Here is a 12092-nt window from a genome sequence, read left to right as displayed (position 1 = left end):
GCGCTCACCAGCCCGTGCCGGGCGAGGGCTCCGCCGCGGGGGCCGAGCCGGAGCTCGCTCGCGAGCACCCGGCCCGCCGGAGTGTCCACATCGGCCCGCCCGCGCGGCCGCGTACGCGACGTTGCCTTCCGGTGAGGGGCACGGCTCAGCGGGTGGCACCACAGAGGGCGAACGCCAGCACGAACGGTTCGGTGCCCTCGTTGAACCACGCGTGCGGGTTGCCGTTCTGGATCAGGCAGTCGCCCTGGGACAGCCGCACCTCGACGTCGTCGAACCGGAGCACGCCCTCACCGGAGAGCACGACGATGTAGTCGACGGTCTGGGTCACGTGTGCGCCCGGCTTGTCGGGGAACGCGAACGTGGCCGCCGCGCCCGGCAGGCGTTCCTCCATCTCCGCCGCCGCAGCCGCGAGGTCCGCGCCGGGCTCCGGGACGTAGGTGATGCCCGGCGGCACGGTGAGGAAGCCGAACCGCACCCCGGGCTCGGCGGGGAAGAACGTGGACTTCGGCGCACCCGCCGACGGGTCCGTGACCGGCACCGACACCGAGTCCAGCTCCCACACGCGGTGGATCTCGACCCCGGGCAGCAACGTGGCCGTGGTCGGTTCGACGGTGCCGTCCTCGAGAACCGTCGTCGTGCCGTTGCCGTCGTCGCCCATGACAACCCTGCGGACCTTCATCGTGTCGCTCGCCTCCCGAGACGCATCCCGCGGTTAGGTCGCTGATCGTTAACGTGACCTGCTTCCCTTGAAGGCGAAAGTATGAGGCCACATCAGCTATAGCGTCAAGTAAGTACATCATCGTTCACGTGTTAGGCTGCGAGTTGTTCAGCGAAGGGGGGACCGGATGACGAGCGTGAGGGCCCGCAGGCCCAGCGACCGGCGGGAGCAGATCTCCGCCAACGCGCGGACGCTGTTCGCCGAGCGCGGCTTCCACTCGGTGCGCATGAGCGACATCGCCGAGGCCACCGGGATCACCCCCCGGGCCCTGTACCGGCACTACGCGAACAAGCACGCGCTGCTGTCGCACGTGCTGTTCGAGGCGCAAGGCGCCTTCCTGTCCGCACTCCCGCAGCTCACACCCGGGTACGACCCGGCGCGGCTGCCCGCCGACCTGCACGCGATGGCCAGGGCGTCGATGGCCGTCCCGCACATGGCCCTGCTGTGGAAACGGGAGGCCCGGCACCTCGATCCCGACGGCTCCCGCACGCTGCGCGCCAGGCTGAACGACATGGTGTCCGGGCTCGCGGACGCGATCCGGCTGCGGCGGCCGGACCTGCGGTCCGTCGAGGTCTCGGTGCGGGCGTGGGCGGCTATCGCGGTGCTCAACAGCCACGCCGAGGCACCACCGGGGACGGCCGACGACGAGCAGACGGCCGCGCTGCTCAGCGCGGCGGCGCTGGCCGTGGTGGACCACGACCTCCGCGCCGGGGACAGCGGAGCCCGGCCGCGACCCGCGGGCCGGGCGCCCGCCTCCCGCCGGGAACAGCTGATCGCCGTCGCCGCGGACACGTTCCAGCGGAACGGTTTCGACGGCGCGAGCGTCGACGGCATCGCGGCCGAGGCCGGCCTGGCGGGCCCCGCCATCTACCGCTACTTCGACAGCAAGACGGCCATGCTCGTCGCCATCGCCGACCGGTTCAGCGAATGGGTGTCGCTGGAGACGATCAGGGCACTGCGCACGGCCCCCAGCGACGCCGGGGCGCCGGCGGCGATGGTCGCCGGGTACGTCGGTCTCGCCGCCGAGGCGGTCAACCTGCTGGCGGTGACGGTGACCGAGGCGCACCACCTGCCGCCCGACGCCGCCGAGCGCCTCGCGAAGGCCCGCGGTGAGCATCTCCAGGAGTGGGCACATTGGACTCGGGTCGTGCGGCCGGAGCGGTCGGACTCGGCTACGCAGCTGCTTGCGCACACGGCACGGGTGCTCGTGGACGACACGGTGCGGACGCCGCGCGCGATGCACGCCGAGGGGGCGGTGGACGCGCTCGCCCGTGCGGCGACGGCCGTGCTGGAGACCGCGGTGAACCGTCCACTCAGGACCACCCGGGAGGGATGAGGCATGACCGGTGCCGCCGAGCTCGACCGGATGCTGCCGCCCCGGGTGCGGGCGCTGCGCCGGGAGTGCGCGGTCGACCTGGCGTTCGGGGGAGCCCTCGACGCCGGAGGCGGCTCGGTGACGATCCGGCACCTGGACGGCAACCTCGGGCGGACGTTGCACCAGCTGCGGGTCCGGCGGGGAGCCGGGCTCGGGGGCAAGGCGCTGGCGCAGGGCAGGCCGGTCGTCGTGCGCGACTACCTCGGCACGCCGCACATCGTGCACGCCTACGACCACGCCGTCGCGCCCGAGCGTGTGGAGGCCGCGCTGGCCGTTCCGGTGCGCCTGGACGGCGGTGTGGCGGGGCTGGTGTACCTGGCGCGGCGGGACAGCCTCCCGCTCGGCGATCGGGTCGCCGCCCGCGCGGCCGCCGTGGTCCGCTCCCTCGAACGCGACCTGGTCGTCGAACGGGAGGTCCGGCGGAGACTGGCCGCGGACACCGCGGCGGTCTCGCGCGACACCCGGGCGCTCGACGACCTGCTGAGCGAACTGGGAGAGGCCATCGAACTCGTCGCCGACGAGCCCGCGCGGCAACGCCTGCACCAGGTCTGCGACGGCCTGCTGCGGGTGGTCGCCGGCAGCGGGAGGCCCACGGAGCCGGGTGCACGCGGACCGCTGTCCAGGCGCGAGGCCGAGGTGCTGGACCGCGTCGCGGCGGGCGCGTCGAACAACGACATCGCCGCCGAACTGGGCCTCATGCCCAACACGGTGAAGGCGTACCTGCGCAGCGTCATGCGCAAACTCGGCGCCGAGAACCGCACCCACGCCGTCTGGCTCGCGCGCGCGGGCGGGCTGCTCGGCTGACCGGACGGGCGCGCCGGTGTGGGCGGAGCTGCCGAACCGCCCCGCGTCCTGGGTTCGGCCGGGTATCCTGCTCCCGCGCCGGTGATCACGCCGTAGCGTGCCCGGCCCGTCGGAGCGCCGTGTGGTGCCCGGCGTGCGGTGGAGGAGGCACGATGGCGTCCGGCAACGCCGGTCGCGGGCAGCGGCCCGCCGATCTGAAGAAGTTCGAGAAGACCGTCACGTGGATCTGTGTCGGGCTCGTGATCGCGGGTCCGGTGCTCGGTATCGGCGCCGGTGCGCTGGGCGCGGCGGAGATCTACCCGTCCGACTACATGATGCCCGTCGCGCTGGGCGTGATGCTGGGGCTGATCGGGCTGGGCCTGCTGGTCGCCGCGTGCGCCGGCCTGTATGTCCTGGGCGGCTGGAAGGCGACCCCGTTCGGCGTCGCGTTCGTCGGGGGTTTCGGTGCGCTGGTCTACGGGCTCGTCGACGGTGGCAACGCGTGGCGGGACGCCGGTGTGGTGCTGCTGATGATCTCCTGCGCCGCGTTCTGGGTCGCCCCGGCGCTGTCGCCCCTGGCGAAGGCGAGGCCGCGCAAGGGCGCCCCGGTCACGTCCGGCAAGGCCACCGGCGTCGGCGGTGTGTTCGGGGTCGGCGCGGGGATCGCCATCACCGGGCACGTCACCGACGTGTGGTGGCTGCTGTTGTTCGGCGCGATGGCGGTGGGCACCGCGGCGGGCGCCGGGATCGCGATGTGGCTGGAGACCCGCACGCGGGAACAGGCGAGCTAGCGCGTCGCCAGGCGGGGGCCCTTGTGAGTGGAGCCACGGCGAGGTAGATTCATTTCACCAAACGATTGGTAGATGCGACGGGAGCATAGCGTTGGCCAAGCTGAATTTCGCGGACGGTCCCGACGTTCGCCGGACGTTCTGCACGTTGTGTCCGCAGCACTGCGGCATGCTGTTCCACGTCGACGGCGACGGGAACCCGCTGGCGTTCGACGGAGACCGCAACAACCCGGTGGCCAATGGCAAGCTGTGCATCAAGGGCACGACGGCGATCGAGATCCACCACCACGACGACCGGCTGAACTACCCGCTCAAGCGCGTGGGCAAGCGCGGCGAGGGCAAGTGGGAGCGGATCTCCTGGGAACAGGCGATGGACGAGATCGCCGAGAAGCTGCGGGAGCTGCGGGAGAAGGACGGTCCCGAGTCGGTGGCGACCCTCGGCGGCACCCACAAGACACCGGGCGACTGGGCGAGCTGGCGCTGGGCCGCCGACTTCGGCACCCCCAACTTCGTGAGCCAGGGCCGCAACTGCGGTGTCGGCGAGTACATCGCGGAGGTCTCCGTCTACGGCTGGGACACCGTCTACCAGAGCTACTACCCCGGCAAGACCAAGTGCATCGTCATCTGGGGCTCCAACCCCGCGGAGTCGTCGCCGCCGTCGTTCGAGCGGCTGCGCCAGTGCCAGGCCCAGGGAGCCAAGCTCATCGTCGTCGACCCGCGCAGGACCAAGACGGCTGAGCGGGCGGACCTGCACCTCCAGGTGCGTCCCCGCACCGACGGGGCACTCGCGCTGGGGCTCATCCACGTGATGATCCGCGACGACATCTACGACAAGGAGTTCGTCGAGCAGTGGTGCACCGGCTTCGACGAGGTCGAGGCCGAGGCCGCCAAGTGGACTCCCGAACGCACCGAGGAGATCACCGGCGTCCCCGCGGCCGACGTGGTGAAGGCCGCGCACATGTACGCCACGCTGGGGCCCGCGCGCCTCTCGTTCGGCGTCGCCGCCACCCAGCTCGGGGAGGGCGCCTCCCGCTCGGCGGTGCTCGGGCGGGCGATCCTGCGGGCCATCTCCGGCAACCTGGACCGGCCCGGCGGGGAACCGCTTGGCAACCCCTACGACGCGGACACCTTCGCGTGGCTGCCGAACATCAACTTCGAGAAGCTCGTCGACCACCCGCTCCGTACGCGGGAAAGCGTCAACGCCCACGAAACCCCGATCACGTCGATCTCCGGGTACCAGGCGTTCCGTGAGGCCACCGGGAAGGTCTACCCGCAGGGGCACACCGGCACCGCCTACGTCCTGTTCGCGAGCCAGCCCGCGATCTACCGCGCCGTCACCCGGCAGGACCCGTACCCGGTCAAGGCGATCATCGTGCAGTGCGGCGAGCCGCTGCTGTCGATGGGGGCCGGCAAGGACGCCTACGAGGCGTTCACGAGCGAGAACCTCGAGCTGCTCGTCACGATGGACATGTGGATGACGCCGACCGCGCAGCTCTCCGACTACGTGCTGCCCGCGGCGGACTTCATGGAGCGCGCCGACCTCAGCGCACATTGGGGCATCGGCAACTTCTTCGTGGTGGGCCAGCAGGTCGCCACCACCGTGGGGGAGCGGAGGAACGACTACGACCTCTGGGCCGAGCTGGGCCGCAGGCTCTCGGACGATCCCGATTACTGGCCGGAGACGGTGGAGGGGATGTTCGACCGGTTCCTCGAGCCGTCCGGGAAGACCTACCGCGAATGGGCCGACGGCGAGGTCAACCACCGCTTCACCAAGCCCGTGTTCTACAAGTACCGGGAACGCGGCTTCGCGACGCCGTCGGGCAAGGTCGAGCTGGTGCCGAGTATGTTCGAACGCTTCGGCATCGAGGCGCGGCCGGTCTACACCGGACCGCCGTACTCGATCCCGGACGCCCCGGAGGAGGAGTACCCGCTGCAGATGATCCCCGGCAGCCGGGTGCGGGAGCTGACCGCCTCGAACCTGCGGCAGAGCGCGCGGCTGCGCCGGATCCATCCCGAACCGCTGTGCGACATCCATCCCGACACCGCCGCGAAGTACGGCGTCACCGACGGTGAGTGGATGATCATCGAACGGCCCGAGGGCGCGATCCGGCAGCGGGCCCGGTTCGACGCGTCCCTGCGGCGCGACACGGTGAACCCCGACGGTTACTGGTGGAACCCCGACCAGCAACGGTACGAGCCGCACCTGTCCGGGGTGTGGGTGTCCAACGCCAACGCCATCACCCCGGGTGCTCCCGAGCTGTCGAGTTTCGCGGGCGACCAGCCGTTGCGCGGGGCGCGCTGCCGGGTCCGGGCAGGCGACGCGCCGGCGGTGCCGGCCGCGGTGTCCGGGTGATGTCGGCGGACGCGTTCGGCGGCCGGGCGGGCGGGTGCCTGGTCGTCGGGGGCAGCGGGGCGATCGGCAGGGCGGTGGCGATCCGGCTGGCCGAGCTCGGCGCCGCCGTCACCGTCACCTACGCCGGCAACGCGGCCGCCGCCGAGGAGACCGCCGCGCTGGTGAGGGAGTCCGGTGTGGACAGTACCGCGGTGCGGCTCGACCTGGGTGACCCCGGACAGGTCCGGAGCGTGGTGGCGGAGGCGGTCAGCCGACACGGCGGGCTCCACACGGTGGTGCTGGCCGCCTCGCCGACGAACTTCCAGGCCTGGGCGAGCAGACTTCCGCCCGAGCAGTACGCCGAGCAGCTGCGGATCGACGCGGGCGGCACCTTCGCGGTGATCAGCGCCGCGCTGCCGGCGCTCCGCGAGGCACGCGGGTCGGTGGTGGTGGTCTCGACGGTCGCCAACCGCCGCTTCGTCCTGCGGGACGTGCTCTCCAGTGGGCCGAAGGCCGCCAACGAGGCGGTGGTGAAGGCGGTGGCGGCCGAGGAAGGGCGCTACGGCGTTCGCGCCAACGCCGTGGGCGTGGGCATCCTCGACGAGGGCATGACCCAGGTGCTTGTGGACCGTGGCGACATCCTTCCCGAGCATCTCGAGGTCGCGCTCGGCCGGATCCCGCTGGCCTCGTTCGGTAAGGCCCGCGACATCGCGGCCGCCGTGGGATTCCTGGTCAGCGACGAGGCCCGGTACGTCACGGGCCAGTGGATCGACGTCGACGGCGGCTATTCCCTTTGAGAACGGTGACGGTGGATCAACACCCCGTCACAGTGTGGGCCAAGTCACAATGTCCACTTTCGAGTGTGCTTGACACCACAGATACTGTCGGTCTTAATTGACCAACCGGTTGGTCGAATGAATCCGGCCGGCCTCGGGTTTCGAGACACGCACATCCAGAGGAGGGCGCAATGATGCGCACCACCAGGACCAGCCGGGTCACCCGGCTTCTCGCCGGACTCGCCGGTCTCGCCTTGGTCGCGAGCGGCTGCGCGGGCGCCGCCTCGCAGGCGGGTGGCCCCGTCCAGGTCCGGGCCGCGCAGGTCTTGCCGCCGGGCGGCTCGCAGTCCGACCTCATCCAGTGGTTCATGGACGAGCTGGAGAAGCGCACCGACGGACAGGTCAAGACGGACGTCACCTTCGGAGGCGGGCTGCTCTCCGGCACCGACACCCTGCCCGGGCTCAAGCAGGGGCGGGCCGAGGCGGGCAACGTCGTCCCGGCGTACTTCCCGGCCGAGCTCCCGCTCAACAACATCAACATGGTCCCGATCGCCAACGCCGACCAGGCGGCACGGCTGCGGGCACTGCAGGACCTCGTCGACGGCGTCGACGCGTTCGCCGACGAGCTGGCGAAGCAGGACCTGGTGCTCATCGGCTTCCTGCCCAACAACGCCTCCGCGGTCGCGTTCAAGCCCGAGGTGAAGTCGCTGGCCGATGTGGACGGTCTGAAGATCCGCATCCCGGCCCAGCCCTCCTCGGCGGTGTGGCAGGAGCTCGGTGCGGAGCCGACGTTCCAGGCGTCCGAGGAGGTCTACGAGTCCGTCGAACGCGGCATCGTCGACGGCGTGACCTACCCGATGGACACGCAGGTCGCCAACGGCATCACGGACGTCGCGAAGTACATGGCGCCCGACGTGGGTGAGAACGGCGGCTCCATCTTCGCGATCAGCAAGAGCGCCTACGACCGGATGTCCGACGACGCGAAGGCCGTGATCGAGGAGCTCAAGGGCGAGTGGTACGCCAAGGCCGACGAGCTGATGACCAAGTACGACAAGCAGGCCTGCGAGAAGTTCCTCGACTCGGGCGGCACGATCGTCCGCTGGAGCGAGGCCGACCAGGCCACGATCGCCGACGCCGTGGAACGGCTCGCGCCGAAGGTCTGGAAGGACGAGGCCGCCAAGTCCACCGACTCCGGCACCGTCGAGAACGTGTGGAACACCTACACCGAGTCGGTGGAGAAGCACACCGGCGAGTCGGACTACGTCGAGGGCCTCACCACGTGCGGTCAGAAGTAGCCCACCGGCGTTGCCGTTCTCCACTGTGGACGGCCGGGTCGACGAAAGGTCTTGCACCCGATGGGAACCACTGAGCTCTTACTGGTGGTCGTCGCGATCCTCGCCATGTCCCTGCTCTCGGGGATGCGCATCGCGCTGGCGCTGACCTTCGCGGGGTTCGCCGGCTACTACTTGCTGGACGGCGTGGACGTCGGGATGTCGACGCTCGGGGCACTGCCGATCAGCAGCGCCTCGAAGTTCACGTTGCTCGTCATCCCGATGTTCGTGCTGCTGGGCAACGCGGCGGAGCGGGCGAACCTCGCCGAGGGCGCCTACCGCGTGCTGGGCTGGCTGCTGCGCAGCCTGCCCGGCGGCCTCGCGGTCGCGACGCTCACGGCGTGCGCCTGCTTCGCCGCGGTCAGCGGGTCGAGCATCGCCACGGTGATCTCGATCGGCAACCTCGCGATCACCGAGATGCGGAAGGCTGGCTACGCCATGCATGTGGCCGCCGGGGTGGTCGGTGCGGCCGGAACGCTGGGCGTGCTCATCCCGCCCAGCGTTCCGCTGGTGATCTACGGCGTGCTGACCGGCGAGTCCATCGGCGCGCTGCTCATGGCGGGCATCGGGCCCGGCGTGGTCACCGCGATCGTCTACGGCATCAGCATCATGATCCGCGCCAAGCGCAAGCCCGAGCTGTTCGGCAAGGGCGCCGAGGACGTGCTGCCGCTCAGCAACCGGCCTGCCCTGCTCTCCGGCGTCTACAGCCTGTTCCGCATCGGGCTGCTGTTCGTGATCATCATCGGCGGGATGTACTCCGGCTTCTTCACGGCGGTGGAGGCCTCCGCGGTGGGGGCGTTCGTGGCCCTGCTGATGGTGGTGATCGAGCATCTGCGCAAGCCCCGGGAGATGGGCAAGAGCCTGTGGAGCTCGCTGTCCGCCGCGGTCAGTCTCAACGGGATGGTCTTCGCGCTGCTCATCGGCGGCGCGATCTTCTCCTCGTTCATGGTCGCCGCGGGAGCGCCGCAGCTGATCGCCGATGGCCTGACCAGCATGCCCGTGCCCGCCTGGGTGATCGTGGCGCTCATCCTGCTGGTGCTGATCCCGCTGGGGATGTTCCTCGACCCCACCTCGATCCTGCTCATCATGGTGCCGCTGACCTACCCGGTAGTCACCGAGCTGGGGATGGACGGGATCTGGTTCGGGCTGCTGTTCGTCAAGCTGATCGAGATCGGGCTGCTCACGCCACCCTTGGGGCTCAACGCGTTCGTCGTCGCCGGGATCCGCAAGGACGTGGAGCTGAGCACCGCGTTCAAGGGCGTGCTCTGGTATGTGCGGCTGGACATCATCGTCGTGATCCTGATGTTCGTCTTCCCGGCCATCGTCACCTTCATCCCGAGCCAGATGGGACTGACCTGATGACCGAACCAACCAACACGTCCGGCCGTACCCTCGCCGGAGCGGTCGGGCGGGGTTTCGCCGCGACGGTCCACGCCTGTTCGCGGGCACTGGCCGTGGTCTCGATCGTCGGCATGGTCTTCATCATGCTGCTCATCGTCTACAACGTCGTCCTGCGCGAACTCGGCAAGCAGGAGGTGACCGGCACCGTCGAGTACGTGGAGCTGGCGATGGCACTGACGGCGTTCTTCGCGCTGGGCGAGGCGGAGCGGCGACGGCAGCATGTCTCGATGACGTCCTTCGTGGACCGGCTGAAGGGGCGGGCCTACCGGATCGTGCGGCTGGCCGGCGGGTTCGGCGCGGCGTTCGTGGCGGTGCTGCTCGCCTGGGCGTCCTGGACCGTGCTCAGCGCGGCGCTCGAGACCGGCGAGTACAAGCTCGGCCTCGTGCACCTGCCGATGTGGCCTGCCAGGCTGGCGGTGTTCGCCGGGTTCCTCGTCCTGGCGCTCGAACAGATCGTGACCGCGGTCGAGGACGTCCGCGACCGTCCGAAGGAGCCCGAGCTGTCCGGGGCGGGGGTCTGAGGGCCTCAGGGCCAGCTGCCGAGCAGCTCCCGCAGCCGGGAGAGGAGGGCGAGCGGTTGGTCGAGCATCACGTGGTGGGCCGCGTCCGGGACGAACCGCAGCGGGATGCCCGGCCTGCCGGCGAGTGCGGCCCTGGCGCCCTGCGCGAGGTAGGACCGCTCGCCCATGAGCACCGCGAACGGGCACCCGGCCCGGTCCAGGTCGCCCTCGAACCGCGTGATCCGGTGGTCGCCCGTGGGGTTGGCGAAGATCCTCGGGTCGAAACGCCACTGCCAGCCCGACGGCGCCACCGGGCGCAGGCTGTGCCAGGCGATGTGCTCGACGTACCAGTCGTTGTCGCACGGCTGCGGCGGGACGAGCCGGAACCGGCCGAGTGCCTCGGCCGCGGTCGCGTAGGTGCGGTGAGGCCGGATCTCCCGGTCGGCCAGTGGCTGCTCCGGTGCGGCCGCGTCCGGCCAGACCGGCGCGTCGACGAGCACCACGCGGCGGAACCGGGTGCCGAGGTCGGCGCGGGTCATGGCGTGCGAGGTCACGATGCCGCCGAGCGAGTGCGCGACGACGGTGGCCGGTTCCGGCGACACGGCCTGCGCGACGGCGGCGATCTCCTCGGCCCAGCGCGCGACGGAGTAGACCGGCCGGTGCCCGCTGCACCCGTGGCCGGACAGGTCGAGGGCGACGACGTAGGCCTCCGGGTCGAGCCGCGCGGCGACCGGAGCCCACCACATGGCGTGTGCCGCGCCGCCGTGGACGAGGATCGTGGCGGGCCTGCCGCGCTCTCCCCAGGCCAGGTACCGGATCGGGACGCCGTCCACGTCCACCTCGCCGGTGTGGCGCTCGCGCCGGAGCGCGGCGGAGAACCACGCGGGAGCGGTGCCGCATCCGGCCGGCGGTCCCGAACCGGCGTACTCCGGGACGAGCTCCGTGCCGGCGTTCATGCGGCTGCCTCCAGGTTCTTGCTCCGGGACTCGGTCCCACATAACCTACCAAACGAACGGTTGCCCAAAATCTCGGCCGGGGAGGAGCGCCCGTGATGGAGCAGCGCAGTGGTGCGGGGCCCCTGCTCGACCGCCTCGGCCGTCCGCTCACCGACCTGCGGATCTCGGTCACCGACCGGTGCAACTTCCGCTGCCGGTACTGCATGCCGCGTGAGTTGTTCGGCGCCGACCACGCCTTCCTCCCGCGTTCCGAGTTGCTGAGCTTCGAGGAGATCGCCCGCCTCGCCCGGGTGTTCCGGCGCGGCGGTGTCCGCAAGCTCCGGCTGACGGGCGGCGAGCCGCTGCTACGCGGCGGCCTGCCTGACCTCGTCGCGATGCTCGCCGAGGTGGGCGGGATCGAGGATCTCGCCATGACGTCCAACGGCGTGCTGCTGCCGAAGTTCGCCGACCGGCTCGCCCGGAACGGACTGCACCGGGTCACGGTCAGCCTTGACGCGCTCGACGAGGGGACCTTCCGCGCGCTCGCCGACACCCCGCTGCCGCTCTCGGCCGTGCTGGACGGCATCGCCGCCGCCCGGCAGGCCGGCCTCGGGGTCAAGGTCAACACCGTGGTCCAGCGCGGGGGTAACGACCACCAGCTGGAGGACCTCGCCGCGTGGGCGCGCGAGGAGCGCGTCGCGCTGCGCTTCATCGAGTACATGGACGTCGGCACCACCAACGGCTGGGTGCGCGACAAGGTCGTCCCCGCCGACGAGGTGCGGGCGCGGATCGACGCGCTGTGGCCGCTGGAGGAGGTCCCGCCGCGGGTGGCGGGCGAGGTCGCGACGCGGTTTCGCTACCGCGACGGCGGCGGCGAGATCGGGATCATCGCCTCGGTCACGAAACCGTTCTGCCGGACGTGCACGCGCGCCCGGATCTCGGCCATCGGCGAGCTGTTCACCTGTCTGTTCGCCGCCACGGGCCGGGACCTGCGCGCGCTGGTGCGCGGCGGCCGGACCGACGAGGAGCTGTCCGCGGTGCTCGCGCGGCACTGGGGCGGGCGCGCCGACCGCGCGTCGGAGCTGCGCGGCGAGGGCGGCCTGCGCGGCCCGCGAGTGGAGATGTCCTACATCGGCGGCTGACCGCCGCCTCT

11 protein-coding genes are annotated in these 12092 nt (G+C 71.1%); 9 read left to right on the top strand and 2 right to left on the bottom strand.

All coding sequences use genetic code 11. From position 1 onward, the window contains the following. Positions 1-145: 145 nt before the first annotated feature. Positions 146-679: a cupin domain-containing protein gene (locus BA062_RS14815; RefSeq protein ID WP_110336622.1), complete on the bottom strand. Its 534-nt coding sequence runs from the start codon at positions 677-679 to the stop codon at positions 146-148. A 166-nt stretch (positions 680-845) separates the two neighbouring features. Between BA062_RS14815 and BA062_RS14810 the strand changes: the two genes are divergently transcribed. The 8 genes from BA062_RS14810 (at position 846) to BA062_RS14775 (ending at position 10025) form a co-directional block, all read left to right on the top strand. After that, positions 846-2054 (top strand): TetR/AcrR family transcriptional regulator, encoded by a 1209-nt coding sequence (locus BA062_RS14810; protein ID WP_110336620.1) that lies wholly within the window; start codon positions 846-848, stop codon positions 2052-2054. A 3-nt stretch (positions 2055-2057) separates the two neighbouring features. Beyond that, complete coding sequence (locus tag BA062_RS14805) at positions 2058-2897, top strand: LuxR C-terminal-related transcriptional regulator (protein WP_110336618.1); 840 nt, start codon at positions 2058-2060, stop codon at positions 2895-2897. A gap of 152 nt (positions 2898-3049) precedes the next feature. Then, positions 3050-3667, top strand: a complete 618-nt coding sequence (locus tag BA062_RS14800) for a hypothetical protein (protein WP_110336616.1) — start codon at positions 3050-3052, stop codon at positions 3665-3667. 91 nt (positions 3668-3758) lie between these two features. Continuing rightward, positions 3759-6017 carry a molybdopterin-containing oxidoreductase family protein gene (locus BA062_RS14795; protein ID WP_245959823.1) on the top strand — a complete coding sequence of 753 codons (2259 nt, stop codon included), beginning with the start codon at positions 3759-3761 and terminating at the stop codon, positions 6015-6017. Continuing rightward, positions 6017-6793: an SDR family NAD(P)-dependent oxidoreductase gene (locus BA062_RS14790; RefSeq protein WP_110336614.1), complete on the top strand. Its 777-nt coding sequence runs from the start codon at positions 6017-6019 to the stop codon at positions 6791-6793. Before BA062_RS14795 ends, BA062_RS14790 begins: the two co-directional genes overlap by 1 nt. Positions 6794-6963: 170 nt before the next feature. Then, positions 6964-8067 (top strand): TRAP transporter substrate-binding protein DctP, encoded by a 1104-nt coding sequence (dctP, locus tag BA062_RS14785; RefSeq protein WP_110336612.1) that lies wholly within the window; start codon positions 6964-6966, stop codon positions 8065-8067. A 60-nt stretch (positions 8068-8127) separates the two neighbouring features. Then, positions 8128-9462, top strand: coding sequence for a TRAP transporter large permease (locus BA062_RS14780; RefSeq protein ID WP_110336610.1), 1335 nt, complete (start codon positions 8128-8130; stop codon positions 9460-9462). Then, positions 9462-10025 carry a TRAP transporter small permease gene (locus BA062_RS14775; protein ID WP_110336608.1) on the top strand — a complete coding sequence of 188 codons (564 nt, stop codon included), beginning with the start codon at positions 9462-9464 and terminating at the stop codon, positions 10023-10025. Before BA062_RS14780 ends, BA062_RS14775 begins: the two co-directional genes overlap by 1 nt. Before the next feature lie 5 nt (positions 10026-10030). On the opposite strand, the gene BA062_RS14770 is transcribed toward BA062_RS14775, so the two are convergent. Further along, the gene (locus BA062_RS14770) at positions 10031-10960 is read right to left on the bottom strand and encodes an alpha/beta fold hydrolase (protein WP_168213958.1); all 930 of its coding nucleotides are present in this window, start codon (positions 10958-10960) and stop codon (positions 10031-10033) included. Between the two features lie 95 nt (positions 10961-11055). On the opposite strand from BA062_RS14770, the gene moaA reads away from it, so the two are divergent. Next, the gene (gene moaA / locus BA062_RS14765; RefSeq protein ID WP_110336604.1) at positions 11056-12081 is read left to right on the top strand and encodes a GTP 3',8-cyclase MoaA; all 1026 of its coding nucleotides are present in this window, start codon (positions 11056-11058) and stop codon (positions 12079-12081) included. The last annotated feature ends 11 nt before the right edge of the window (positions 12082-12092 follow it).

Source organism: Prauserella flavalba (genome assembly GCF_003202235.1).
GTDB lineage: Bacteria > Actinomycetota > Actinomycetes > Mycobacteriales > Pseudonocardiaceae > Prauserella_A > Prauserella_A flavalba.
Note: the sequence above shows the minus strand (reverse complement) of the source record. Positions and strands in the feature narration are given on the sequence as shown.

Bases quoted from the DNA above. Each gene is read 5' to 3' on its own strand.
- BA062_RS14815 (WP_110336622.1), bottom strand. From the start codon at position 679: ATGAAGGTCCGCAGGGTTGTCATGGGCGACGACGGCAACGGCACGACG.
- BA062_RS14810 (WP_110336620.1), top strand. From the start codon at position 846: ATGACGAGCGTGAGGGCCCGCAGGCCCAGCGACCGGCGGGAGCAGATC.
- BA062_RS14805 (WP_110336618.1), top strand. From the start codon at position 2,058: ATGACCGGTGCCGCCGAGCTCGACCGGATGCTGCCGCCCCGGGTGCGG.
- BA062_RS14800 (WP_110336616.1), top strand. From the start codon at position 3,050: ATGGCGTCCGGCAACGCCGGTCGCGGGCAGCGGCCCGCCGATCTGAAG.
- BA062_RS14790 (WP_110336614.1), top strand. From the start codon at position 6,017: ATGTCGGCGGACGCGTTCGGCGGCCGGGCGGGCGGGTGCCTGGTCGTC.
- dctP (WP_110336612.1), top strand. From the start codon at position 6,964: ATGATGCGCACCACCAGGACCAGCCGGGTCACCCGGCTTCTCGCCGGA.
- BA062_RS14780 (WP_110336610.1), top strand. From the start codon at position 8,128: ATGGGAACCACTGAGCTCTTACTGGTGGTCGTCGCGATCCTCGCCATG.
- BA062_RS14775 (WP_110336608.1), top strand. From the start codon at position 9,462: ATGACCGAACCAACCAACACGTCCGGCCGTACCCTCGCCGGAGCGGTC.
- BA062_RS14770 (WP_168213958.1), bottom strand. From the start codon at position 10,960: ATGAACGCCGGCACGGAGCTCGTCCCGGAGTACGCCGGTTCGGGACCG.
- moaA (WP_110336604.1), top strand. From the start codon at position 11,056: ATGGAGCAGCGCAGTGGTGCGGGGCCCCTGCTCGACCGCCTCGGCCGT.